Source organism: Marinactinospora thermotolerans DSM 45154 (genome assembly GCF_900167435.1).
GTDB lineage: Bacteria > Actinomycetota > Actinomycetes > Streptosporangiales > Streptosporangiaceae > Marinactinospora > Marinactinospora thermotolerans.
Genome location: NZ_FUWS01000008.1, coordinates 245,349 through 269,241, shown reverse-complemented (window position 1 = coordinate 269,241; position 23,893 = coordinate 245,349). Strand labels below are relative to the sequence as shown.

The window sequence follows — 23,893 nt, the reverse complement described above, 5'->3', positions numbered from 1 at the left end:
GCGCCCCGCGACCCGCTCGGAGGACCCCGCGATGCCTCCCGCATCCGCAAAGACCAGCCCCACGACCTCACGGCCGCGCCGTGGCGAGGGTCAATGGGCTCTCGGCTACCGCGAACCGCTCAACAAGAACGAAGAGAACAAGAAGAACGACGACGGCCTCAACGTCCGTCAACGCATCATCGACATCTACTCCCGCGCCGGATTCGACTCGATCGACCCCGCCGACCTGCGCGGACGGTTCCGCTGGTACGGCCTGTACACCCAACGCGCCCCGGGCATCGACGGCGGCAAGACCGCCGTCTTGGAGCCCGAGGAGCTCGACGACCGCTACTTCATGCTGCGCGTGCGCATCGACGGCGGCCGGCTCACCGTCGCGCAGCTCCGCGCCATCGCCGAGGTGTCCACGGCCTACGGTCGCGACACCGCCGACATCACCGACCGGCAGAACGTCCAGTTGCACTGGGTGCGCATCGAGGACGTCCCGGCGATCTGGGAGAAGCTGGAGGCCGTCGGGCTGTCCACCACCGAGGCGTGCGGTGACACCCCCCGCGTCATCCTGGGCTGTCCGCTCGCCGGGATCGCCGAAGAGGAGGTCATCGACGCCAGCGAGCAGATCCAGCAGATCTACGACGAGCACATCGGCAGCCCCCTCTTCTCCAACCTGCCGCGCAAGTTCAAGACCTCCATCGCCGGCTGCTCGGTCCACTGCGTCAACCACGAGATCAACGACGTCGCCTTCGTCGGGGTGATCGGACCCGACGGAACACCCGGATACGACCTGTTCGTCGGTGGCGGCCTGTCGACGAACCCGATGTTCGCCCAGCGGCTCGGCGTCTTCGTCCGCCCCGATCAGGTCAGCGAGGTCTGGGCGGGGGTCTGCTCGGTCTTCCGCGACTACGGCTACCGCCGGCTGCGCCACCGCGCGCGGATCAAGTTCCTGGTCAAGGACTGGGGGACGGCGAAGTTCCGCGAGGTGCTGGAGAAGGAGTACCTGGGCTACGCGCTGCCCGACGGCCCCGCCCCCGAGCTCGACCCCGGCCTGCGCCGCGACCACGTGGGCGTGCACCGCCAGCGCGACGGCCGCTACTACGTGGGCTTCGCCCCGAAGGTGGGCCGCGTCTCGGGGACCACGCTGGCGCGCATCGCCGACATCGCCGAGGCCCACGGTTCCGACCGGGTGCACACCACGGCCGACCAGAAGCTGGTCATCCTCGACATCGACGAGGAGCGGGTGGACTCGGCCGTCTCCGCCCTGGAGGCCGAGGGACTCCAGGTCAACCCCGGCACGTTCCGCCGCCAGACGATGGCCTGCACCGGCATCGAGTTCTGCAAGCTGGCGATCGTGGAGACCAAGGCGCGCGGCGCCACCCTGATCGAGGAGCTCGAACGGCGGCTGCCCGACTTCCCCGAACCGATCACGATCAACCTCAACGGCTGCCCCAACTCCTGCGCGCGCATCCAGGTCGCCGACATCGGGCTGAAAGGACAGCTCGTCACCAACGCCGCCGGCGAACAGGTCGAGGGCTACCAGGTGCACCTGGGCGGCGGCATGGGGCTCAACGCCGCCTTCGGCCGCAAGGTCCGCGGCCTGAAGACGACCGCCGAGGAGCTGCCGGACTACGTCGAGCGCGTGCTGCGCCGCTACCTGGAGCAGAAGGAGGACGGCGAGGCGTTCGCGCAGTGGGTGACGCGCGCCGGCGAGGGGGATCTGAAGTGAGCGAACGCGCCGCTCCCTACTACTGCCCCTACTGCGGGGACGAGGACCTGGTGCCCCACGAGGGCGACGCGCACAAGGGCGCGGGTTCCGCGTGGGCCTGCGGCGGCTGCGCGCGGGTCTTTCGAGTGAAGTTCGTCGGCCTACAGGGCATCGCCGCCAGGCCGGCCGGTGGCATACAGACGGGTGGGAACGCATGAACGTCACAGTGGACGGCGAGAGCCTGGCCACGCGCGCGGCGGCCGAGCTGGAGGAGGCCAGCGCGCAGGAGATCATCGAGTGGGCCGCCGACACCTTCGGCGACAGGCTGTGCATGACCTCGTCGATGGCCGACGCGCTCATGGTCGACCTGGTGTCCAAGGTCGTGCCCGGAATCGACGTCATCTTCCTCGACACCGGTTACCACTTCGCCGAGACGATCGGCACCCGTGACGCGGTCGAGGCGGTCTACCCGATCAACCTGATCAACGTCGAACCCCGGCGTACCGTCGCCGAGCAGGACCGCGACCTCGGTCCCCGGCTGCACGGCCGCAACCCCAACATCTGCTGCTACCTGCGCAAGGTCGAGCCGCTGCAACGCGCCCTGGAGCCCTACGACGCCTGGCTGAGCGGGCTGCGCCGGGACGAGGCGGTCACCCGGCGCGACATCGGCGTGGTGCAGTGGGACGCCCGCCGCCAGATGGTCAAGGTCAACCCCATCGCGCGGTGGACCCAGGCCGACGTGGACGCCTACATGGCCGAGCACGGCGTCATGGTCAACCCGTTGCAGTACGACGGGTACCCGTCGATCGGCTGCGCGCCGTGCACCCGGCGGGTGGAGGCGGGCGCCGACCCCCGCAGCGGACGCTGGGCGGGCACCGGCAAGACCGAATGCGGAATCCACCTGTGAGCGCGGCGGGACACGCCCAGGGCCCGCCGCTGGTCGCGGTGGCCCACGGCAGCAGGGACGCGCGCTCCTCGCGCGCCGTCGAGGCGCTGTTCGCGCGGGTGCGCCGGCTGCGCCCGGGCCTGGACGTGCGCGTGGCCTACCTCGACCATGTCGCGCCGGACCCGCGCGCGGCCGTGGCCTCGCTGGCCGCCGAGGGCGCGGGGGCGGCCGTCGTGCTGCCCGCGCTGCTCACCGCGGCCTATCACAGCAAGGTCGACCTACCGCGGGAGCTGGCCGCGGCGCGGGCGGCCTGGCCGTGGCTGCGCCTCGGCTACGCCGCCACGCTGGGACCGCACCCGTTGCTGCTGGAGGCGGTCGAGCGGCGGCTGGCGGAGGCCGGCGTCACCGCGGCGCCCGACACCGCGCTGGTCCTCGCCTCGGCGGGCTCCAGTGACGCCACCGCCAACGCCGTGATCACCCGGGCGGCGCAGACGTTGGCGGAGCGCGGACCGTGGCTCCGCGTGGTCGCGGCCCACGCCTCGGCGGCCTCGCCCACGCCGGGCGAGGCCGTGGCGCGGTTGCGCGCGCAGGGTGCGCCCCGGATCGTGGTCGCCACCTACCTGCTCGCACCGGGGTACTTCGGCGACCTGGTCGCCGAGCAGTCCCTGGCCGCGGGCGCCGACACGGTGTCGGCGGCGCTCGGCGACGCCCCCGAGGTCGCCCGGGTCGCGCTGCACCGCTACGACGAGGCGCTGCATCGGGTTCCGGACGAGGGGGCGGTGGTCCCCTAGGAGTCCGAGCGCGCCGCCGCGGGCACCCGTTCCCTGGGGGGCGGGTGCCCGCGGCGTCAGGGGGGACGTCTCCTACCGAATCCGGTTCGGTCGCGGGCGGAGTGCCGGTTACGCTGAGGCGATCCGTCCGCTCGCCCCCGAGGAGGGTCCCATGCCCGCCACACATGAAGTGTTCAACCAGCCCTCACCGCTGGAGGGCCACGACGTCGCCGCCGAGCCCGCGCTGCTCGAAGGAGTGCGGCGCGAGGGCGCCGGATGGGCGATGGAGGAGCTCCACGAGTTGGGCCGGATGGCCGGCGGCGCCGCCGCGCAGGCCTGGGCCGAACAGGCCAACGTCAACGAACCGGTGCTGCGCACCCACGACCGCTACGGTCACCGCGTCGACGAGGTCGACTTCCACCCCGCCTGGCACGTGCTCGTCGACACCGCCGTCACCCACGGCCTGCACGCCGCCCCCTGGGCCGACGAGCGGACCGGCGCCCACGTGGCGCGCGCGGCGAAGTTCTACGTGTGGTCGCAGGTGGAGGCCGGCCACGGGTGCCCGATATCGATGACCTACGCCGCGGTCCCGGCGCTTCGCCACGCCCCCGAACTGGCGGCCCGCTACGAACCGCTGCTCACCTCCCGCGAGTACGACTTCGGGCTGCGCCCGCCGCTGGGCAAACGGGGCCTGCTCGCCGGAATGTCGATGACGGAGAAGCAGGGCGGATCCGACGTGCGCGCCAACACCACCCGCGCCGTCGCCGGCGGCCCCGACGGGGCCTACCGGCTCACCGGCCACAAGTGGTTCACCAGCGCTCCCATGGGGGACCTGTTCCTCACCCTGGCCCAGACCCCCGAGGGGCTGTCGTGTTTCCTGGTGCCGCGCGTGCTGGAGGACGGCACCCGCAACTCGTTGTCCATCCAACGCCTCAAGGACAAACTGGGCAACCGGTCCAACGCCTCGGCGGAGCTGGAGTACGACGGCGCGCTCGGCTGGCTCGTGGGTGAACCCGGACGAGGCGTGCGCACGATCATCGAGATGGTCAACGGCACCCGCCTGGACTGCGTGATCGGTTCGGCGGCGGGAATGCGGGCCGGGCTGGTGCAGGCACTGCACCACGCGCGCGGGCGCCGGGCGTTCGGGGCCGCCCTCGTCGACCAGCCGCTGATGCGCAACGTGCTGGCCGACCTGGCCCTGGAGTCGGAGGCGGCGACCACGCTGATGCTGCGCCTGGCCGGAGCCGCCGACCGGGCGATCCTCGGCGACAGTGAGGAGGCCGCGTTCCGCCGGCTGGCGGTGGCCGCGGGCAAGTTCTGGGTCACCAAGCGTCACCCCGCGCACGCGGCCGAGGCGCTGGAATGCCTGGGCGGCAACGGCTACGTCGAGGAGTCCGGCATGCCCCGGCTGTTCCGCGAGTCGCCGCTCAACTCGATCTGGGAGGGGTCGGGCAATGTCGCGGCACTGGACGTGCTGCGCGCGATGGCCCGCGAGCCGCACAGCCTGGAGGCGTTCCTGTCCGAACTGGCCGCCGCGGAGGGCGCCGACGCCCGTCTCGACGCGGCCGTCAAACGGCTGCACGCCGAGCTGTCGGACCTGGAGGCCGCCGAGTACCGCGCTCGCGCGGTCGTCCAGTCGATGGTGCTGTGTCTCCAGGGCGCGCTGCTGGTACGGCACGCCCCCGCCGCCGTGGCCGACGCCTTCGTCGGCTCGCGCCTGGCCGGGGAGTGGGGCCACGTCTTCGGCACGTTGCCGCGCGGCACCGACGTCGCGGCCATCATCGAACGCGCCCGTCCCCGGGCCTAGGCGTACCGACCTGAGAGGCGGGTGAGAGGGACGGCGGGAGGGGGCTCCCTCCCGCCCCGGCCGGACCACAAGGCGCGACGGCCGCCCTCCGCTCCCCCCGGCGAAGCGCAGGGCGGGCCGTCACGCCTCCCTCCCCATCCGCCCTCCGTCCCCCTCCTTTTCGGATTCGGCGCGTCCGATCAGGGGTATCGAAACCGTCACTCAGGGTCACCGGAGGGGCGGAGACAGGGGATGACCAGCAAAGCCAGGCACGATCCGGTGTCGATCGCACGCAAACCGGCATACTCCCCCGGCGATGACGGAAGAACCTCCTCATCACGGAGGCCTGAGAAAGAGATAGCGACGCACATGGTGGACGTCTGGCCCGGAACCCCGTACCCGCTCGGAGCCACCTACGACGGCTCCGGAACCAACTTCTCCCTGTTCTCCGAGGCCGCGCACCGAGTCGAGTTGTGCCTGTTCGACGACCACGGAGCCCAGACCCGCGTCCCCCTGACCGAGAACGACGGGTTCGTCTGGCACGGCTACCTTCCCGGCGTCGGCCCGGGGCAGCGCTACGGCTACCGGGTGCACGGTCCCTACGACCCCGCCGCGGGGCTGCGCTGCAACCCCAACAAGCTGCTCGTCGATCCCTACGCCAAGGCCATCGACGGAACCCTGTCGTGGCACGAGTCGCTGTTCGGCTACCACTTCGACGACCCCTCGCGGCGCAACGACCGCGACTCCGCGCCGTTCGTGCCCAAGTGCGTGGTGGTCAGCCCCTTCTTCGACTGGGGCAACGAGAACCGGCCCAACATCCCCTACCACGAGACGGTGGTCTACGAGGCGCACGTGCGCGGACTGACCATGCGCCACCCCGACATCCCCGAACGGCTGCGCGGGACCTACGCCGGGCTCGCCCACCCGGTCATGGTCGACTACCTCACCACGTTGGGCGTGACCGCGGTGGAACTGATGCCGGTCCACCACTTCGTCCCCGAGCACGCCCTGGTCGCCCGCGGCCTGACCAACTACTGGGGGTACAACACCCTGGCCTTCCTCGCGCCGCACAGCGGGTACGCCGCGACCGGTTCCCGCGGCGAGCAGGTGCAGGAGTTCAAGGCGATGGTCAAGGCGCTGCACGAGGCCGGCATCGAGGTGATCCTCGACGTCGTCTACAACCACACCGCCGAGGGCGACCACATGGGACCGACCCTGTCCCTGCGCGGCATCGACAACCTCACCTACTACCGCGTACGCGACGACGACCGGCGCTACTACCTCGACTACACCGGCTGCGGCAACAGCCTCAACGTGCGCCACCCGCACTCGTTGCAGCTCATCATGGACTCGCTGCGCTACTGGGTGCTGGAGATGCACGTCGACGGGTTCCGGTTCGACCTGGCCTCGGCGCTGGCCCGGGAGTTCCACGACGTCGACCGGCTGAGCACGTTCTTCGACATCGTGCAGCAGGACCCGGTGATCTCACAGGTCAAGCTGATCGCCGAGCCCTGGGACGTGGGGCCCGGCGGCTACCAGGTGGGCAACTTCCCCCCGCTGTGGACGGAGTGGAACGGCAAGTACCGCGACACCGTCCGCGACTTCTGGCGCGGCCACCCGGTCCTGCCCGAACTGGGGTCGCGCCTGACCGGCTCCAGCGACCTGTACCAGGACGACGGACGCCGGCCGGTCGCCTCGATCAACTTCGTCACCTGCCACGACGGTTTCACCCTCGCCGACCTCGTCTCCTACAACGACAAGCACAACCTCGCCAACGGCGAGGACAACCGCGACGGCAGCGACGACAACCGGTCGTGGAACCACGGCGTCGAGGGGCCCACCGACGACCCGGCGGTGGTGACCCTGCGCCGTCGCCAGGTCCGCAACATCCTGGCCACCCTCATGCTGTCCCAGGGGGTGCCGATGCTGCTGCACGGAGACGAGATCGGCCGCACCCAGGCCGGCAACAACAACGCCTACTGCCAGGACAACGAGGTCTCCTGGATCGACTGGAAGGCCGCCCGCAAGGAGGAGGAGCTGCTGGAGTTCGTCCGCGGGCTGGCCAAGCTGCGCCGCGAGCATCCGGTGTTCCGGCGCCGCAGGTTCTTCCAGGGACGGCCGCCGCGCGAGGGGGAGCAGCGCGACATCGCCTGGCTGCGGCCCGACGGCTCGCTGATGGAGGACGCCGACTGGGGCCGTGGCGGGCGCGAGCTGGGGGTGTTCCTCAACGGCGACGCCATCACCGAACCCGATCCGCGTGGCCGGACCGTGCGCGACGACTCCTTCCTGCTGCTGCTCAACGCCGGCGACCGGGCCGTCGACTTCGCGATCCCTGGCAGGGAGTACGGCACCACCTGGGAGACCGTGCTGGACACCGCCGAACCCGACGTCCAGGACCGTCCCCTCCTCGCGGCCTCGGGCCGGCTGCGCGTCATCGACCGGGCCCTGGTGCTGTTGCGGCGGGTGTCCCACGCGGGGCGCTGAACCGACCCGGCCGGCGCGCCGCGGGGTTCCCCGGACCGCCGCGAGGCCCACCGCTACCCTCGGTGGACATGAGCCCTACCGACACCACGCCCCCCCGGTTCTCCCGTCTGCTGCCCACCCCCGGCGGCGAGGTCGACCTGGCGACGGTCTACGCCTATCCCGAGGGAATGGGCCGCCCCTGGGTGCGCGCGAACATGGTCTCCAGCGCCGACGGCGGCGCCTGGGGCGCGTCGGGGCGGACCGCCGAGCTGTCCTCGCCCGCCGACCGCGCGGTGATGGGCGTGCTCCGCGGGCTGGCCGACGTCGTCCTGGCCGGGGCCGCGACCGCCCGGATCGAGGGCTACCGGCCGGTGCGTCCGCGTGAGGTGTGGTCCCAGCTGCGGGCCGGCCGTCCGGCCACCCCGCCGATCGCCGTGGTGACCCGCACGTTGGAGCTCCATCCGGACCTGTTGACCAAGGCGCCCCCGCAGTCCCGCACGATCGTGTTCACCACCGAGTCGGCGCCGGCCGAACGGCGGGCCTGGGCCGCCGAGCACGCCGACCTGGTGGTGGCCGGCGGGGATCGGGTCGAGCCGGGGGCGATCCTCTCCGCGCTCGCCGAGCGCGGCCTGTACCGGGTCCTCACCGAGGGAGGGCCGCACCTGCTGGCGGAGCTGTCGGCGGCCGACGCCGTGGACGAGCTGTGCTTGACGGTGAGCCCCCACCTGGTGGGGCCGTCCGCGGCGCGCATCGTCGCCGGGGACGCGCCCTCTCACACCCGGCTGCTGCGCCTGGAACACCTTCTGGAGGCCGAGGGCGCCCTGTTCGCGCGCTACACGCGTGAATGACGACCACGTTCAGGTCATCCTCAAACCGGACTTTTGACGGGTTACGGAACAGGCAGCAATTAACCTCCCAGAGATATCCGAATTCGGATGAGTAACAATCACGCATAAAGCAACGGTCAACCGGACATACCCGCTGTGTAAGAGAGCGATGGCGACGTCCGCCATGACGGGGTGGGCAGGAAGCGGCCCACCGCCCGCCGCGGGGTGGCACCCCCTCAGGACACCACGCCGACGCAGGGAGGTCCCACCACGCGAAGGCGTGGTCCGGGCGAGAGGATGAGCGTAGTGCCGACGTCCGAAAAGGGCTCCCCACCGGTCTACCGGGAGATCGCCGAGGCGTTGCGCTCGGCCATCCTCTCGGGAGAGCTCTCCGACGGAGACCGGATACCGGGCGAGAACGAACTGATGAAGCGGTACGGGGTCGCCCGCGCCACGGCCCGCCAGGCCCTGGCCCTCCTCGTCAACGAGGGCATCGCGGTGGCCGTCCGCGGATCCGGCGTCTACGTGCGGGGGTTCCGTCCGCTACGCCGGCACGGCCCGCGCCGCCTGTCCCGGGAGCTGTGGGGTGAGGGACGGGTCATCTGGCAGGCCGATGCCGGCGATCGGGCATTCCAGGTCGAGGACGTCCGGGTCCGCGAAACCGACGCCCCCCGCCACGTGGCCCGGGCGTTGACGCTGCCGGAGAAGGAACGGGTCGTCGAACGCCGCCGTCGCTATCTCGTGGAGGAACGGCCGTTACAGATCGCCACCTCCTACCTGCCGGCCAAGCTGGTGGCGGGCTCGCCGATCACCGAAGTCGACAGCGGTCCCGGCGGCATCTACGCCCGCCTCGCCGAACTGGGCCACGCCCCCGCCCACTTCACCGAGGAGATCCGCGTGCGCATGCCGACGCCGGCGGAGCGGGAGGAGTTACGGCTTCCCGCCGGCACCCCCGTGATCGACGTCGTGCGCACCGCGCTGACCGCCGACCACCGTCCCGTGGAGCTCAACGAGATGGTCCTGGACGGCTCGGCCTACGTGCTGCACTACGACTTCGACGCCTGAGCCCCCCAGAGGTGCGGCGCGGCCGTGGCGCCCTTCTACAGGAAATGGACATTCAAGGGGATACCGGTTGACGGGCCGGTGGTTCTGTGTCGATATAAAAGAGCCGGTTCTCTAGAGAGCCGCCTCGTGTCCCCGGACGACTCCGAGTCACGAGGGAGGGGCCGCGCGCGGTGGGCCGGGGAGGACGGCCCCGGCCCACCGCAGCGGACCGGATCAGCCTCGCCCGCCCCGTCCACGCGCCTGAGCGGTCACCAGGACGGCCAGGCCGAGAAGGATCACGGCCACCCCCAGGCCACCGCCCACAACGGGCAGGACGTCGCTGGAGGAGGTCGCCATCCAACGCGCCAACGCCAGGCCGAGCAGTCCGGCCGTCGCCAACCCGCACAGGCCGATCAGCGTGACCACCGCCAGCAGCGCCCCGTCCCCCAAGGGGCGAGGACGCGGCGTCGCGGCGACGGGCATCGCGCGGAGAACACGGACGGCACGGGGGGCACGAGAGGGGGCCACGGATGCGGGAGCGGACGGGAAGGACTCCGGCACGGGCGGCCTTCCTGGCCAAGGCCACCCAGGGATCATCGGTCGTCGTTGCAGGACTTGTCGATACGGAACGAGCACGGTCGCACTCCCTGCCGGTTTCGACGTTTCGTCCCGCCCTACCCGATTGGGTAAAGGAAGAACTTCTCACCCGCCAGGAAACCGGAAAAGGTGGACGGCTCCGCTCACCGCTCGGACGGCGCCCCGGCTCCACTGCGCGACGGACGGTGGGGAACGGGACGATCCCGCGCCGCCCAAGGTAGCGTCGCCTGTATGGACGAACCAAGGACACCGGTCGACCGGACCGAGGAGGAATGGCGCGAGCGGCTCACCCCGGAGGAGTACGCGGTGCTCCGCGAGGGTGCCACGGAGCGCCCGTGGAGCGGGGAGTACGTCTCGACCACGGTCAGCGGAGTCTACCGCTGCCGGGCCTGTGGCGCCGAACTGTTCCGCTCGAAAGAGAAGTTCGAGTCGCACTGTGGCTGGCCGAGCTTCTATGATCCCGCCGACAGCTCTGCGGTAACCCTGCATGAGGACCGATCGCTTGGCATGATACGTACCGAAGTGCGTTGTGCCCGCTGTGCGTCCCATCTCGGTCACGTCTTCCACGGGGAGGGTTACCCCACCCCGACCGATGACCGTTACTGCATCAACTCCATAGCCCTGACCCTGGAGGCGGACGGCCCAGTGGCATAACATCCTCGTTCATCAGACGGTGCCGGACCGGGTCGGGCGACCGCGACACCGCGGGCCCGACCACCGCGCCACCGCCCCGTGCCCGGCCGCCCCAGGTCCCCTCCGTATGGCTTCTCGACGAAAGCTCCCCATGACCGACGACCATTCCCCTGATCTCCCTCCCCGACCGCGCCTGCGCATGGCCCGCGGCTCGGCCCCCTGGTTGGTACCCGCCTGCGCGGCCGCCGGTGCCGCGGTCCTGAGCGCCCGCGGGTCGCGCGCGCGCACCGCCCTCGCCGTGTCGACGGTCGGCCTGGCGGCCGGCATGGCGTGGTTCTTCCGTGACCCCGAGCGCGGTCCGGCCAGTGGGCGGATCCTCTCGGCGGCGGACGGCGTCGTGCAGACGATCGACACCCAGCCCGACGGCCGGACCCGGGTGGCGGTCTTCATGAACCCGCTCAACGTCCACGTCAACCGCGCACCGCTGGCGGGCGTGGTGACCAGAGTGGAACACCGGCCGGGGGGCTTCCGTCCCGCTTTCGACAAAGACAGCGAGCGCAATGAACGCGTCATCTGGACCTTCGACACCGAGATCGGTGAGGTCACGGTCATTCAGATCGCCGGGGCGATGGTCCGGCGTATCGTCCCGTATTTCGGCGTCGGGCAGAAGGTGGAGCAGGGCGAGAGGATCGGCCTCATCCGCTTCGGTTCGCGCGTCGACGTGTACATGCCAGCAGGAATCGCCCCTGCCGTCGAGGTCGGCCAGAAGGTCCGAGCCGGCGAGACCCGACTTGACCGCGACTGACGAGAGGCTGGCCGCGGCCGTCACCGGCCACGAGCCGGCGCCGCGGCTGCGACTGGTCCTCGCCGACTACTTCACCCTGGGCAACGCGCTGTGCGGCTTCATGGCCGTCTGGCAGCTCGCCTCGGCGCAGGTCGACCAGTTCTCGGCCGGCGTGCACGGGCCGCTACAGCGCGGTGACGTGGCCGCGGCCGTGGTCCTGCTGCTGATCGCGGCCGTCTGCGACCTCTTCGACGGCCGTGTCGCGCGCAAGCTCGGTGGCAGTGGGATGGGCGCGGAACTGGACAACCTCGCCGACGTGATCAGCTTCGGCTTCGCCCCGGCGTTCTTCGTGATCGCCTGGGGCACGCTGGCCTCCGACGAGGGTGGTCTGCTCCCGATCGCGGCGGCGGCGGCCGTCCTGCTCGCGGTCGTGGTGCGCCTGGCCCGTTTCTCCTGCCAGGCGCCCGGAGACCACTACTTCACCGGGCTGCCCAGCCCGTTCGGGGCGATGGCCGTCATCACCGTCGTGCTGCTCGACCCCCCCGTGTACCTCGGGGTGGCGGCGATCTTCCTCGTCGCCTGGCTCATGGTCAGCCGGGTGGAGTACCCCAAGCCGCGGGGACGCACGGCGTTCGCGGTGCTCGCCTGGATCCTGGGCAGCGTGGGCTGCCTCACCGCCTGGGCGGTCAACGCCCCGGCCGGCGACGCGCTGCTGTACTCGGGGTCCAGCCTCGTGCTGGTGCTGATCCTGGCCATCCCGTTCTACGTGCTCGTGACGCGCCGACGCGCTGGACGGCCCGGCGAACACCCGGTGCCCTCCGCACGGAAGGGCTGACCCTCCGGCCCGCCCCCCCGAAGGGGCGGACCGGAAAGACGCAGAAAAAGGGGGCGCACCCGTACGGGTGCGCCCCCTCGGCGTGGAAGCCGGGTGTCCCTCGCCCTTGTCAGTCGACGACGCGGTGCTTGGCGACGTGGTGCCGTCCCTGCGGGGCCCGCGGAGGCTCCCCGCCGTTACGGCGACGCATGATCTTGCGCACGCGCACGACGATGAACCAGACGAACAGCACCGCGATGACGACGAGGACGGCGTTGCTGATGACGCCGCTCCACTCCTCCAGGACCGGCTTGATCGCCGGACCGAAGGCGTAGCCCAAGCCGATCCACAACCCGTTCCACACGGCGCTGCCGACGAAGGTGTAGAGCGAGAACCGCCAGAACGGCATCCGCTCGATACCCGCCGGGATGGAGATGAAGCTCCGTACCAGAGGCACGCAACGGCCGATCAGGACGGCGATGCCCCCCCAACGGGAGAAGAACGCCTCGGCCTTGTAGAAGTCCTCCACCTCCAGCAGAGGGGTCTTCTCCACCAGCCACTTGGTCCGCTCTCGGCCCAGCAACGCCCCCAGCGCGTAGAACCCCCAGGCGCCGACCAGGGCGCCGAGCGTGGCCGCCAGGATCGCCAGCCACAGGTTCATCTTGCCGTCGTAGGCGAGGAAGCCCGCTCCGGGCAGCACCGCCTCACTGGGCATCGGGGGGAAGAACGTCTCAATGAGAAGGGCGAGGCCGACACCGAGCTCGCCCAGGTCTGTCATCAGGCCGAGCACCCAGCCGATGAATCCCTCGTACCCCTCGGAAGGGTCGATGGACGTCGACGTGGTGGACGCGGCGAGCGACGTAGACCAGTCCACAGGTCCCATATTCCTCTTTGATCTCTATGAAGCGGGAAGGGGGGTAATAGCGCGTCTTCCGATCGACGCGGAGATAAGCAAAAAGCTCCGGCCGCCGGGCACGGGTGCCGCACGACGACCGGAGCCGCATTCCCGGAATTATAGGGCCGTGACACCGGTCGTGGCGTCGGTTGCATGCCACGCTCGAAGCACGACCGCTGCCCACGAGGTTAGGGCAGCGCCTCGACCAGTTCGGCCACGCTCTTGCGCCGCCCCGTGTAGAAGGGGACCTCCAGACGGGTGTGCCGACGGGCCTCGGCTCCGCGCAGGTGGCGCATCAGGTCGACGATACGGTGCAGCTCCTGCCCCTCGAAGGCCAGCAGCCACTCGTAGTCGCTGAGCGCGAACGTGGAGACGGTGTTGGCCCGCACATCGGGGTAGGGCGCGGCCATCCGGCCGTGCTCGGCGAGCATGGCGCGGCGCTCCTCGTCGGGCAGCAGGTACCACTCGTAGGAGCGCACGAAGGGGTAGACGCAGATGTAGTCGCGCGGTTCCTCACCGGCCAGGAAGGCCGGCACGTGGCCGCGGTTGAACTCCGCCGGCCGGTGCATGCCCACGACCGACCACACCGGGGCGCTCGCCCGGCCCAGGGCGGTGCGCCGGAAGGACGCGTACATCTCCTGGAGCGCGTCGGGGGTCTCGGCGATCCACCAGAACATCACATCGGCGTCGGCGCGGAACCCCTGCACGTCGTAGGAGCCGCGGGTGGTGACCCCCTTCTCGGCCGCGGCGTCGAACAGGCGGGTGACCTCCTCGACCGCCGCGACGCGGTCGAGCTCGCCGAGGTCGCCGACCTTGAAGACCGACCACATGGTGTAGCGGATGAGCTTGTTCAGCTCTTCGGCGTCGGAGGCGCCGTTGTGGCTCTCGTGCCCCGTCGTCACGTGGAACTCCCTTGTCGGTTCGATATCGGTGATGGCTGAGCGCCGTGACCGGCGTCAGTCGGAGAGCGCGGGTCCGGCGCCGTGCGCCACCCGCTCGGTCAGGACGGTCGTCAGCGTGCGGGCCGCCTCGGTGGCGCTCGCGACGCAGGCCGGGATGCCCACACCGTCGTAGGCGGCGCCGCACAGGGCCAGGCCGGGGTGCGCGGCCACGGCCGTGCGGGCCCGGGCGATCCGGGCCTCGTGCCCCACCGTGTACTGGGGCAGGCCGGCCTGCCACCGGGTGACCCGCTGCTCGACGGGCGGCCGGCCGATGCCGCAGATGTCGGCGAGGTCGGCGACCGCCAGCGCGGCCAGCTCCTCGTCGGAGTGCTGGAGCGTCTCCTCCTCGCCCACTCGTCCGATGGAGCAGCGCACGAGCACGGTCTCCTCGTCGGGGTGGGCCGCGCGCAGCGCCTCGGCCAGCCAGGGCCACTTGACGCTGCTGAAGGTGACGGCCTTGATCGTCCGTCCCTCCAGCGCCGGCACCAGGAAGCCGCTGCCCTTCGGCGGCGCGGCGAAGTCCCGCGCCCGGTAGGCCAGCGTGATGACGGCCATGCTGGCGTAGCCGATCCGTTCGAGCTCGCGCGCCGCCTCGGGCACCTCCACGCGCAGCAGCCGGGCGGCCTCGGGGGCGGGACAGGCCAGGACGACCGCGTCGGCCGCGACGGCGCGCTCCGCCCCGGGAGGGCCGGCGACGATCCGCCAGCCCGCGCCGTCACGTCGCAGCTCGCGCACCGGGGTCGAGGTCTCGACCGCGCCGCCCGCCGCCGTCACGCGGTCGACGAGCGCGTCGATGAGGGTGGCCAGACCGCCCCGCAGGGTGGCGAACACCGGACCGGGGGCCGCGTCCCTCGCCTTGGCCGCCTGCTCCTCCTTGATCTCGCGCACGGCGGCCATCAGGGACCGCCGGGTACGCGCGGCCGGCACGATCTGAGGGAGCGCCGCCTCAAGCGACAGGCGGTCGGCGCGGCCCGCGTAGACGCCGCCCAGCATCGGTTCGACGAGGCGGTCGACCACCTCGGACCCCATGCGGACGCCGATGTAGGTGGCCACCGGGACGTCTGCGTGGATGGTCGTGGCCGGCCAGACCAGGTCGCGCGCCGCGCGCAGCGTGCCCGTCCACGACAGGACGCCGCTGCGGGCCAGCGCGGTCAGGCCGCCCGGGACCCCCATGAGGTGCCCACTGGGAAAGTCGCGCAGCGCGCCCCTGCTGTACAGACGCGCCGGCGCGGGGGCCGGATGGGTGAGCCGATCGCCCAGCCCCAGGTCCGCGACGAGCTCCAAGGCCTCGGGGCGGCGGGTGAGGATGGACTCGGCCCCCGAGTCCACCGGGACCCCGGCCACCGGGGAGCTGTGGAGCTTGCCGCCCGGTCGCGGTGCGGACTCCAGCACGGTGACCCGGGACCCGGTTTCGATGAGGCGATGGGCCGCGGTCAATCCGGACAGTCCGCCACCGACGACCACGACGTGCGGTTTCGTCTCCATGCCCCCAGCTTTCCAGATGGTTTCGTGTCCTCGTCCGCACCCCGCCATCTGCGCGCGTTCCTGGTGCGCGGGTGCTGACGGGGTGCCGTGAACCCGGCCCCTCCGATGTGATGTGAGCGTTATCCGAGGGCCGCAACGGTCTCACCCCGTGGCACGTCGAAGCCGCATGAACCTGTGTGTGGGAGCCCTGCACGGCCGTCGCCGAGCCGTCGCGCTCGCCTGTCTGACGCTGGCAACCGCCCTGCTGGCGGGCTGTTCGGAGAGCCGGTCGAATCTCGGGACGGCCTCCGTTCCCGACGCCGCGATGGAGGCGGCACCCCCCGAGGGAGGGGCCGACGGCGCCGCCGCCGGGGCCGCTTCCGACCTCTCTGTCGACGTGAGCGAACGCACAGTGATCTCCACCGCGTCGCTGTCGGTGGAGGTCTCCGACGTCGAGGACGCCTCCGAGCGGGCCGTCGAGCGGGTGGTGGCCGCGGGCGGTCACGTCGCCGCGGAGACCGCCTACTCCGACGGGGGCGAGCTCCCCAGCGCGTCATTGACCCTCAAGGTCCCCCAGGACGGTTACGAGGAGGCGCTGGAGGAGCTGGCGGAACTGGGCGACCTGCGGAGCCTGGAGCGGCAGGTCGAGGACGTGACCGAGGAGGTGGCCGACGTCGACAGCCGGGTGGAGTCGGCCGAGGCCTCGCTCGCGCGACTGCGGGACCTCCTGGAGGAGGCAGGGACCGTCGAGGAGGTGCTGGCGGTCGAGGCCGAGATCGGGACACGCCAGGGCGAACTGGAGGCGTTGCAGGCCCGGCAGGAGGCCCTGGCCGGGCAGACCGCCTACGGCACGATCGAACTGTCCCTGGTCGGACCGGCCTCCGCGACCGACGTGGACCCGTCAGGGTTCGGCGACGGGTTCGCGGCGGGGGTGCAGGCGCTCCAGACGTTGCTGCGCGGCATCGCGGTCCTCGTGGGCTGGCTGCTGCCGTTCCTGCCCCTGGTCGCGCTGGGCGGCGTACCGGTGTGGCTGCTGCTGCGGCGCGGGCGTCGCCCGGCCCGGGACGCCGCCCCCGGCCACGCGGACGTGGCCGCCGACGACGAGGCGGCCCCCGCTCCGCCCGAACGGGAGGAGGGGTGAGCGCGGGGTCCGGCCGCGCGCCGTCCGCGGCCGGACCCCGCGCCTCAGCGAGCCGTCTCCTGGTGCACGAAGTCGGTCAGGCGGGCCAGCTTGTCCGGGTCGGTCGTCGGCAGCACGCCGTGACCCAGGTTGAAAATGTGTCCCTCGGCCGCCCGCGCGCGGGAGAGCACGTCGCGGGTGCGCTCGGCGACCACCTCCCACGGCGCGAAGAGCGTGGCCGGATCAAGGTTGCCCTGGAGAGCGGTGCCGGCCTGGACCCGCTGGGCCGCGCGGTCGAGCGGAACCCGCCAGTCGACCCCGACCACGTCGGCCCCGGCCTCGCCGAGCAGGCCCAGCAGCTCTCCCGTGCCCACGCCGAAGTGGATGCGCGGCACGTTGAGCTCGCCCAGCTTGGCGAAGATCCACTTGGTGTAGGGCAGCACGCCGGCGCGGTAGTCCTCGGGGCTGAGCGCGCCCACCCAGGAGTCGAACAGCTGCACGGCGCTGGCCCCCGCCGCCACCTGGACCCTGAGGAACTCCAGGGTGATGGCCGACAGACGCTGCATCAGCTCGGCCCACACGTCGGGCTCGCCGTACATCATGGCCTTGGTGTGTTCGTGGTTCTTGGACGGCCCTCCCTCGATGAGGTAGGAGGCCAGGGTGAAGGGGCCACCCGCGAACCCGATGAGCGGGCGGTCGGCCAACTCGCCGACGAGCTCGCCGACCGCCTCGGTGACGAACGGGATGTCGTCAGGTTCGAGGTCGCGCAGGCGCTTGATCGCGTCAAGGTCGCGGATCGGCTCGGCGACCACCGGGCCGACGCCGCTCTTGATGTCGAGATCGACACCGATGGCCTTCAGGGGCACCACGATGTCGCTGAAGTAGATGGCCGCGTCCACCTCGTAGCGGCGCACCGGCTGCATCGTGATCTCGACGATCATGTCGGGCCGCGCACACGCCTCCAGCATCGGGACGTCGGCGCGGACTCTGCGGTATTCGGGCAAGGAGCGGCCCGCCTGGCGCATGAACCACACCGGCGTGTGGGACACCGGCAGGCGCTGGCAGGCGCGGAGAAATGGAGAGTCTTGCAGCGTCACACCATTGATCGTGCCACGCCTTCCGAGCCTGTCGCGCCCCGATCGGGGCAGACGGGGCGCGAAGCGGCCGGAACCGATGGGCCCCGGGCGGGACACGCCGGCCCCGTGGACATCCCAAGATCATCACAAAACACCGACACGCCGGAAAAGCTCCCCGGAACCCGACGTGACTCGTGCCACCGTCGTGTGCGTGCCCACCCGGCGCGTGGAGTGAGGTCCGGCCTGCGCGGCGGTGGCCGTGAACTCCGCCGTGCCCGCGGGCCCGCCGGCCTCGCGGCCGGTGGCACGAAGTGGAGATTCCAAGATTAAGGCTGACGTTTCCATCATGCCCCCTGCCGTTAGGGACGATGACGCGCCTCCCTCGTTCCGGCGCGCGGTCGAGAGTCTGCGCGAACCCGTGGTGCGCCCCGAGATCGCGCTCGAGGACATCCCCGCCCCCCGGCGACTCGCCCCCCACGCCGTCGCGATGTCGGCGACCGTGACGGTCGACGACGACGACATCGCGTTGGGGCGGCTCATCGTCCTGTACGACCCGGAGGGAACCCGTGACTGGCCCGGCCCGTTCCGGGTGGTCGCCTACGTCAGCGCCGAACTCGAACCCGAGATCTCGACCGACCCGTTGCTGGGGCAGGTGGCCTGGAGCTGGCTGACCGAGGCGTTGAGCGGGCACGGGGCCGACCAGCGCGAACTCAGCGGAACCGTGACCCGCGCCACCACCGAGGGCTTCGGCGCCAAGTCCGGCCAGCCCACGACGACGGAGCTGGAGCTTCGGGCCTCCTGGTCCCCCCTCTCCGAGGACCTGTCCGGGCACATGTCGGCCTGGTTGGCCCTGCTGTCGGCGACCGCGGGCCTGCCCCCGGTGGACGTGACCGACATCAGCCAACGCCGGCCCCGCCACGACTGACCGAGCCGCGCAGCGGCGTCGGGGGAGCTCGGGGAGGAGAACGGGAGAGGGCGGGGCACCAGGGCCTGAGCGCTCCGAGGGACCTCGGTGTTCGCCTGCCCACCGGGCGGAGCACATACCGTAGTGCTGTGTCGAACGTGCTGAACTCCAAGACAGGTGACCAAGATCCCGGCTCCTCCCCGGAACGTCCGACCGGGGAAGCCCCGTTACTCCGGGAGCCGCGGGAGGGCCTGCCCCCGGTCGTCGGGGACGCGGCGCGCCTGGAACAGGTCGTCGAGGCGTTCGGCGCGGGACGGGGCCCCGTGGCGGTGGACGCCGAACGCGCCTCGGGGTACCGCTACGGACAGCGCGCCTACCTGGTCCAGCTCCGCCGGGCCGGGGCGGGAACGGCACTGATCGACCCGATCCCCTGTGACGACCTGACGGAGCTCAACGCGGCCATCGCCGACGCGGAGATGGTGCTGCACGCGGCGCACCAGGACCTGCCCTGCCTGACGGAACTGCACCTGCGTCCCGCCCGGTTGTTCGACACCGAGCTGGCCGGACGACTGCTCGGCTACCAACGGGTGGGACTGGGCGCCATGGTCGAGCGCGTGCTGGGAATGCGCCTGGCCAAGGAGCACTCCGCCGTGGACTGGTCGGTCCGCCCCCTGCCGGAGGACTGGCTGCGCTACGCGGCGCTGGACGTCGAGGTCCTGGTGGAGCTGCGGGACGCGCTGGAGGAGGAGCTGGCCGCGGCGGGGAAGCTGGAGTGGGCGCGCGAGGAGTTCGCCGCGGTGCTGGCGGCGCCCCCGAAGGAGCCCCGCCCCGACCCCTGGAGGCGGACCTCGGGCATCCACCGCGTCCGCAACCAGCGTGGGCTGGGCGTGGTGCGGGAGCTGTGGTCCGAACGCGACCGCATCGCGTGTGAACGGGACCTGTCGCCGGGGCGGGTGGTCCCCGACGCGGGTATCGTCGAGGCGGCGCTGGCGATGCCCCGCACCGCCCAGGACCTCGCCGCGATCAAGCCGTTCGGTGTCCGGCTGGCCCGCCGTTACATCCCGGTGTGGATCAAGGCGATCAACCGGGTGCGGGACATGTCCGTCGCCGAGCTGCCCCGGCCGAGCGCCCCGGGTGACGGTCCTCCCCCGGTGAACCGTTGGGCCGACCGCGATCCGGTGGCGGCGCGGCGGTTGGAGGCGGCTCGCTCGGTGGTGAGTTCCATCGCCGAACGTGTCACCATGCCGACGGAGAACCTGCTCCAGCCGGACGCCGTGCGCAGGCTGGCGTGGGCGCCGCCGCGTCCCTTGGACGAGGCTGCGGTCGCCCAGCACCTGCGGGGTAACAACGCGCGCGAGTGGCAGGTGGGGTTGACCACGGTCGCGCTCACGGAAGCACTTCAGAAAGCCGAAAAAGGGGTCTGAACCACCCCTGAAACCGTTCAATCGCTTATTACCGTCAAGTGACACAATTCACCAGGGGGCGACGGCCTCTCCTCACGGCACGGAACCCCCTGGACGGACTAAGTTATTGAATCGTGTTGTCGCCGCTGCGAAACGGTAAGAATGCCGGGTACGTCGCTCCTCGGAGCAGTGAGGTGGTGAGCCGGGTGTCGGTGTGGCGGTCCCTGCTGCGCAAGAGCAGGCTCAGGGGCACCGGCACAGGGGTTCGGGGCACCACGGCCCCCGGCGATCCCCCTCCGGGCCAGACGCCCGCCCAGCGGGCCGCGTGGCTGGAGCGCGTCCTGCACGACCAGATCGAGCGGTTCGGAGCACAGCACCCCCGCACCATCGCCGCCCGCAACAACCTCGCCAGCAAGTACGCCCAGATCGGGCGGCGCTCCGCGGCGATCGAGCAGTTCGAGGTCGCCCTGGCCGACTCGGTGGCCGTGCTCGGTGAAGAGGACGACCAGACCGACATCATCCGGGAGAACCTCGCCTGGTGCCAGGAGGACGCCGGTCGCTTCCACGACGCCGCGACCAACTGGGAGGTCCTGCTCCAGCAGCGCCTCCAGCGGCTCGGTCCCACCGCGGTCGAGACCGTGACCGCGCGTACCCGCCTGGCCTCGGCCTATCGCCGCACCGGACGCCCCGACGCCGCGATCGCGCACTTCGAGCGCGCCATCGAGGACTCCACCGGGGCCTCCGCGGAGGAGACGGAGAGCCTGCGCATCGGGCTGGCCCTCGCCCTGCGCGGCAGCGGCAGGTTCGACGAGGCGATCCCGCAGCTGCGCATGGTGCTGGCCCAACGGCACCGGCGTCTCGGCGCCCGCCACTACGACACGCTGGCCATCCACCACCAGCTCGGGTTGGCCTACCTCCAGGCGTCACGGCCGGGCGAGGCCGTCGAGACGCTGGAACGCGCCTACCGCAACTGTCTGGCCGCGGCGGGGGACCCTGAGATCCGGCTGCTGACCATGAAGGTCCGTCGAGACCTGGCGGGCGCCTACCGCGTCGCGGGTCGGCCTCGTGACGCTGCCGCGCTGTACTGATCCCGAACGCGACCGGCCCCTCCCCCGGTATCAAGATTCTCCCGCCTGGGAAGGTTTTCCACGCATAAGGATTATTCGAGCGATCAGCGTGGAATGTTACGCACCAGTTATCGAACCGATGCGGGGCGAGGAACCGTGGATCTCCCGAGATGGCTGGGACGGATCGGTCAGACGGTGGTGGCCTTCCTGCTCGGCGCGGCCGTGTGGTCGGCCGGTCGCCCATTCATGGCCGTGGGCCTGTTCCTGCTGGTGGCGGTCGTCATCCCGCTGGTCACCTGGTGGTTCTTCGAACGGCCCGGACCGGGTCCGGACGGAGAGGCGCTACGCCGCCAGGTGGCGGATGAGGAACGTTCCCTGGCCCACCACGAGATCCTGCTCGGCCCGACACACCCCGACACCCTCACCGCGCGTAACAACCTCGCCTTCGGCTACACCCGGGTGGGGCGGCTGTGCGAGGCCATCGCCCACTACGAACTGGCGCTGACCCTGGCGATCCACACCGTCGGTCCCCGGGATCCGGAGACCCTGCTGCTGCGCCGCAACCTCGCCGACGCCTACCGCATGGCCGGGCGGTTCGCCGACGCGATCATCCAGCTCGACCTCGCCCACTGCCCCGTCCCGCACCCCCACCCGGCCGACGCGGGGGCCGATGTCCGCAGGACACCGGCCCCCGCGCGAGCGCGTGGCGGCGAGGGCGGTTCGACGGCTAGGACGCAGTGAGCAGCTGCGAGGCCGCGAGGTCGCGGTAGAGCTCGTCGGTGGCGACCAGCTCGGCGTGCGTCCCCACCGCGCGTACCCGTCCCGCCTCCATGACCACGATGCGGTCGGCGCTGGTCACCGTGGACAGCCGGTGGGCCACGACCATGACGCTGGTCTCGCGTGCCGCGTCGAGCATGACCTGCTTGAGCGCCGTCTCGTTGGCGGCGTCCAGCTGGGAGGTCGCCTCGTCCATCAGGAGCAGACGCGGGCGGCGCAGCAGCGCTCGGGCGATCGCGACACGCTGACGCTCGCCGCCGGAGATCGTGGTCCCCCGATGCCCGATGGCGCTGTCCAGGCCGTCGGGCAGACGGGCGACGAGCTCTTCCAGGCGCGCCGTGCGCACCACCGCGTCGATCTCCTCCGCCGTGGCCTGCGGCGCGGCCATGACGAGGTTCTGGCGCAGGGTGCCGTCCAGGACCGGCGCGTCCTGCTCGACGTAGCCGATCGCCGCCCGCAGCGCGGGCAGGGGCCAGTTCCGCACGTCCACCCCGTCCAGCAGCACCGCGCCCGAGGTCGCGTCGTAGAAGCGCTCCAGCAGCGAGAACACGGTCGTCTTGCCCGCGCCCGAGGGGCCGACCAGGGCGGTGAGCCCGCCCGAGGGCGCCTCGAAGGTGACACCGTGGTGGACCATGGGCGCGTCCGGCGCGTAGCGGAAGGTCACGTCGGCGAAGGCGACCGTGGCCGGGCCGTTGGAGCCGGTCGGGGACTCGGGCGCCGCGTCGACCTCCTCCCGCTCCAGGGTGGCCACCTCGTCGATGCGGTGCACCGCGGCCAGACCGCTCTGCATCTCGGTGGCCGCCTGCACCAGCATGGCCAGCGGCTCCATCAGGTAGAAGAGCAGCAGCAGGAAGGCGATGAGCGAGGAGACCTCCAGTTCCCCGGCCGCCACGCGCACCCCGCCCATCCCGAGGACGGCGAGGAAGGCGATGTTCACCGCGAAACCGGCGACCGTTCCCGACAGGGCGCTCCAGGCCGCGACCTGCACGCCCTTGCGCCAGGCCGTGTGGGCCGCCGTCTCCAGGCGTTCACCCTCGTGCCGTTCGGCCCCGCTGGCCTTGACTGTCCGGAAGGCCCCGAAGAGCCGTTCGAGCAGCGCTCCCATCTCACCGACCGCGGCCTGTCCGGCGACCGTGGCCCGGCTGATACGGGGCAGGACCACCCCCATGACCAGGCCGACGACGACCAGGACCGCCATCGTGACCCCGAACAGGATCGCGTCCATGACCGCCATGAGCACGACGCCGCCGATGAGCAGGAGCGAGCCGGTGACGACGTTGGTGAGACTGTTGGTCACCACCGATCGCAGCAGCGTGGTGTCGGAGGTGAGGCGCGAGACGAGGTCGCCCGGCTTGAGCCGGTCCACGGCTCCCACGCGCAGCCGCAACAGCCGGGTGAGGAGCTGGCGGCGGACGGTCAGCACGACGCTCTCGCCGGTGCGCCCGAGCACGTAGGCGCCCAGGGCGCTGACGAGGGCCCCGGTGAGGAGGAGCACCCCCAGCAACAGCAGCGGCCGGGTGAGCGTCTGGTCCTGCGCCAGCGCGTCGATCACCAGCTTGGCCACGAGCGGCTGGGCCAGTCCCGCCGCGCCCCCGAGGAAGGACAGGAAGCCGCCGAGAAGGAGGGCGCCGGAGTGCGGCCGGGCGTACTCCCACAGCCGGCGCAACGGCGCCTTGGGGGTGTCGGGCGGCGTCCTCCCCTCTTGCTCACCCGCGTGCTGGGCCACCTCGGTCATCTCTGCCTCCATTGTTGATCGCGCCCATCGCCTAACGGCCGTTCCGGTTCGGCCGCCTCGTCTCCGACACGGCCGGCACCTCGGACCCTTCCGACGCTTCTCCCTATTACGGACCAGTCGCCGCATCAACATCTTTACGGGGCGTCCTGACAGCTCGCTGACAGCCCGCTGACCGATCGCGTCATCTTCCGGGGCGACCTGGCGGCCCCGG

General features: G+C 71.6%; 22 protein-coding genes. 16 read left to right on the top strand and 6 right to left on the bottom strand.

What is annotated here, in order from left to right; all coding sequences use genetic code 11:
• The first annotated feature begins 31 nt into the window (after positions 1-31).
• The 8 genes from B5D66_RS16095 (at position 32) to B5D66_RS16060 (ending at position 9,493) form a co-directional block, all read left to right on the top strand.
• Positions 32-1,717, top strand: coding sequence for a nitrite/sulfite reductase (locus tag B5D66_RS16095; RefSeq protein WP_078762559.1), 1,686 nt, complete (start codon positions 32-34; stop codon positions 1,715-1,717).
• Positions 1,714-1,914, top strand: a complete 201-nt coding sequence (locus tag B5D66_RS16090; RefSeq protein ID WP_078762558.1) for a hypothetical protein — start codon at positions 1,714-1,716, stop codon at positions 1,912-1,914. Before B5D66_RS16095 ends, B5D66_RS16090 begins: the two co-directional genes overlap by 4 nt.
• Entirely contained in the window at positions 1,911-2,603 is a 693-nt protein-coding gene (locus B5D66_RS16085; protein WP_078762557.1) for a phosphoadenylyl-sulfate reductase, read from the top strand. The genes B5D66_RS16090 and B5D66_RS16085 overlap by 4 nt, the downstream gene beginning before the upstream one ends.
• A complete protein-coding gene (locus B5D66_RS16080; protein WP_078762556.1) occupies positions 2,585-3,373 on the top strand; it encodes a sirohydrochlorin chelatase in 789 nt (262 codons plus the stop codon). The genes B5D66_RS16085 and B5D66_RS16080 overlap by 19 nt, the downstream gene beginning before the upstream one ends.
• A gap of 151 nt (positions 3,374-3,524) precedes the next feature.
• Positions 3,525-5,159, top strand: a complete 1,635-nt coding sequence (locus B5D66_RS16075) for an acyl-CoA dehydrogenase family protein (protein ID WP_078762555.1) — start codon at positions 3,525-3,527, stop codon at positions 5,157-5,159.
• A gap of 348 nt (positions 5,160-5,507) precedes the next feature.
• On the top strand, positions 5,508-7,622 hold the full coding sequence (gene glgX / locus B5D66_RS16070; RefSeq protein WP_078762554.1) for a glycogen debranching protein GlgX: 2,115 nt from the start codon (positions 5,508-5,510) through the stop codon (positions 7,620-7,622).
• Between the two features lie 68 nt (positions 7,623-7,690).
• Positions 7,691-8,449 (top strand): pyrimidine reductase family protein, encoded by a 759-nt coding sequence (locus tag B5D66_RS16065; protein ID WP_078762553.1) that lies wholly within the window; start codon positions 7,691-7,693, stop codon positions 8,447-8,449.
• Positions 8,450-8,725: 276 nt separating this feature from the next.
• The gene (locus B5D66_RS16060; protein WP_078762552.1) at positions 8,726-9,493 is read left to right on the top strand and encodes a GntR family transcriptional regulator; all 768 of its coding nucleotides are present in this window, start codon (positions 8,726-8,728) and stop codon (positions 9,491-9,493) included.
• Between the two features lie 213 nt (positions 9,494-9,706).
• On the opposite strand, the gene B5D66_RS25170 is transcribed toward B5D66_RS16060, so the two are convergent.
• The gene (locus B5D66_RS25170) at positions 9,707-9,955 is read right to left on the bottom strand and encodes a hypothetical protein (RefSeq protein WP_144390164.1); all 249 of its coding nucleotides are present in this window, start codon (positions 9,953-9,955) and stop codon (positions 9,707-9,709) included.
• A 345-nt stretch (positions 9,956-10,300) separates the two neighbouring features.
• Here B5D66_RS25170 and msrB point away from each other — a divergent pair, with 345 nt between their 5' ends.
• The 3 genes from msrB to pssA all read left to right on the top strand — a co-directional run bounded on the left by msrB (position 10,301) and on the right by pssA (position 12,321).
• Complete coding sequence (gene msrB / locus B5D66_RS16050) at positions 10,301-10,723, top strand: peptide-methionine (R)-S-oxide reductase MsrB (protein ID WP_078762550.1); 423 nt, start codon at positions 10,301-10,303, stop codon at positions 10,721-10,723.
• A 130-nt stretch (positions 10,724-10,853) separates the two neighbouring features.
• The gene (locus B5D66_RS16045) at positions 10,854-11,507 is read left to right on the top strand and encodes a phosphatidylserine decarboxylase (RefSeq protein ID WP_078762549.1); all 654 of its coding nucleotides are present in this window, start codon (positions 10,854-10,856) and stop codon (positions 11,505-11,507) included.
• Positions 11,494-12,321: a CDP-diacylglycerol--serine O-phosphatidyltransferase gene (pssA, locus tag B5D66_RS16040; protein ID WP_078762548.1), complete on the top strand. Its 828-nt coding sequence runs from the start codon at positions 11,494-11,496 to the stop codon at positions 12,319-12,321. The genes B5D66_RS16045 and pssA overlap by 14 nt, the downstream gene beginning before the upstream one ends.
• Positions 12,322-12,430: 109 nt before the next feature.
• On the opposite strand, the gene B5D66_RS16035 is transcribed toward pssA, so the two are convergent.
• From B5D66_RS16035 to hemG, 3 genes are all read right to left on the bottom strand, one after another.
• A complete protein-coding gene (locus B5D66_RS16035; RefSeq protein ID WP_235001032.1) occupies positions 12,431-13,174 on the bottom strand; it encodes a DedA family protein in 744 nt (247 codons plus the stop codon).
• A gap of 209 nt (positions 13,175-13,383) precedes the next feature.
• On the bottom strand, positions 13,384-14,025 hold the full coding sequence (gene hemQ / locus B5D66_RS16030; RefSeq protein ID WP_078762597.1) for a hydrogen peroxide-dependent heme synthase: 642 nt from the start codon (positions 14,023-14,025) through the stop codon (positions 13,384-13,386).
• A gap of 126 nt (positions 14,026-14,151) precedes the next feature.
• Complete coding sequence (gene hemG, locus B5D66_RS16025) at positions 14,152-15,621, bottom strand: protoporphyrinogen oxidase (protein WP_078762546.1); 1,470 nt, start codon at positions 15,619-15,621, stop codon at positions 14,152-14,154.
• A 376-nt stretch (positions 15,622-15,997) separates the two neighbouring features.
• On the opposite strand from hemG, the gene B5D66_RS16020 reads away from it, so the two are divergent.
• Positions 15,998-16,741: a DUF4349 domain-containing protein gene (locus B5D66_RS16020; protein WP_159457278.1), complete on the top strand. Its 744-nt coding sequence runs from the start codon at positions 15,998-16,000 to the stop codon at positions 16,739-16,741.
• Positions 16,742-16,785: 44 nt separating this feature from the next.
• On the opposite strand, the gene hemE is transcribed toward B5D66_RS16020, so the two are convergent.
• The gene (hemE, locus tag B5D66_RS16015; protein WP_235001036.1) at positions 16,786-17,754 is read right to left on the bottom strand and encodes a uroporphyrinogen decarboxylase; all 969 of its coding nucleotides are present in this window, start codon (positions 17,752-17,754) and stop codon (positions 16,786-16,788) included.
• 388 nt (positions 17,755-18,142) lie between these two features.
• On the opposite strand from hemE, the gene B5D66_RS16010 reads away from it, so the two are divergent.
• From B5D66_RS16010 to B5D66_RS15995, 4 genes are all read left to right on the top strand, one after another.
• The gene (locus B5D66_RS16010; RefSeq protein ID WP_078762544.1) at positions 18,143-18,721 is read left to right on the top strand and encodes a DUF3000 domain-containing protein; all 579 of its coding nucleotides are present in this window, start codon (positions 18,143-18,145) and stop codon (positions 18,719-18,721) included.
• A gap of 128 nt (positions 18,722-18,849) precedes the next feature.
• Positions 18,850-20,124, top strand: a complete 1,275-nt coding sequence (locus B5D66_RS16005) for an HRDC domain-containing protein (RefSeq protein WP_078762543.1) — start codon at positions 18,850-18,852, stop codon at positions 20,122-20,124.
• Positions 20,125-20,300: 176 nt separating this feature from the next.
• Positions 20,301-21,191: a tetratricopeptide repeat protein gene (locus tag B5D66_RS16000; RefSeq protein ID WP_394330061.1), complete on the top strand. Its 891-nt coding sequence runs from the start codon at positions 20,301-20,303 to the stop codon at positions 21,189-21,191.
• A 135-nt stretch (positions 21,192-21,326) separates the two neighbouring features.
• A complete protein-coding gene (locus tag B5D66_RS15995) occupies positions 21,327-21,911 on the top strand; it encodes a tetratricopeptide repeat protein (protein ID WP_159457277.1) in 585 nt (194 codons plus the stop codon).
• On the opposite strand, the gene B5D66_RS15990 is transcribed toward B5D66_RS15995, so the two are convergent.
• Entirely contained in the window at positions 21,898-23,682 is a 1,785-nt protein-coding gene (locus B5D66_RS15990) for an ABC transporter ATP-binding protein (RefSeq protein ID WP_078762540.1), read from the bottom strand. The two genes, B5D66_RS15995 and B5D66_RS15990, sit on opposite strands and share 14 nt — an antisense overlap.
• Between the last annotated feature and the right edge of the window lie 211 nt (positions 23,683-23,893).

What these genes read in the sequence shown, in the direction of transcription:
- B5D66_RS16045 (WP_078762549.1), top strand. Translation starts at nt 10,854, where the DNA reads ATGACCGACGACCATTCCCCTGATCTCCCTCCCCGACCGCGCCTGCGC.
- B5D66_RS16085 (WP_078762557.1), top strand. Translation starts at nt 1,911, where the DNA reads ATGAACGTCACAGTGGACGGCGAGAGCCTGGCCACGCGCGCGGCGGCC.
- msrB (WP_078762550.1), top strand. Translation starts at nt 10,301, where the DNA reads ATGGACGAACCAAGGACACCGGTCGACCGGACCGAGGAGGAATGGCGC.
- B5D66_RS16075 (WP_078762555.1), top strand. Translation starts at nt 3,525, where the DNA reads ATGCCCGCCACACATGAAGTGTTCAACCAGCCCTCACCGCTGGAGGGC.
- glgX (WP_078762554.1), top strand. Translation starts at nt 5,508, where the DNA reads ATGGTGGACGTCTGGCCCGGAACCCCGTACCCGCTCGGAGCCACCTAC.
- hemG (WP_078762546.1), bottom strand. Translation starts at nt 15,621, where the DNA reads ATGGAGACGAAACCGCACGTCGTGGTCGTCGGTGGCGGACTGTCCGGA.
- hemQ (WP_078762597.1), bottom strand. Translation starts at nt 14,025, where the DNA reads ATGTGGTCGGTCTTCAAGGTCGGCGACCTCGGCGAGCTCGACCGCGTC.
- B5D66_RS16065 (WP_078762553.1), top strand. Translation starts at nt 7,691, where the DNA reads ATGAGCCCTACCGACACCACGCCCCCCCGGTTCTCCCGTCTGCTGCCC.
- B5D66_RS15990 (WP_078762540.1), bottom strand. Translation starts at nt 23,682, where the DNA reads ATGACCGAGGTGGCCCAGCACGCGGGTGAGCAAGAGGGGAGGACGCCG.
- B5D66_RS25170 (WP_144390164.1), bottom strand. Translation starts at nt 9,955, where the DNA reads ATGCCCGTCGCCGCGACGCCGCGTCCTCGCCCCTTGGGGGACGGGGCG.
- B5D66_RS16095 (WP_078762559.1), top strand. Translation starts at nt 32, where the DNA reads ATGCCTCCCGCATCCGCAAAGACCAGCCCCACGACCTCACGGCCGCGC.
- B5D66_RS16060 (WP_078762552.1), top strand. Translation starts at nt 8,726, where the DNA reads ATGAGCGTAGTGCCGACGTCCGAAAAGGGCTCCCCACCGGTCTACCGG.
- B5D66_RS16010 (WP_078762544.1), top strand. Translation starts at nt 18,143, where the DNA reads ATGCCCCCTGCCGTTAGGGACGATGACGCGCCTCCCTCGTTCCGGCGC.
- B5D66_RS16080 (WP_078762556.1), top strand. Translation starts at nt 2,585, where the DNA reads ATGCGGAATCCACCTGTGAGCGCGGCGGGACACGCCCAGGGCCCGCCG.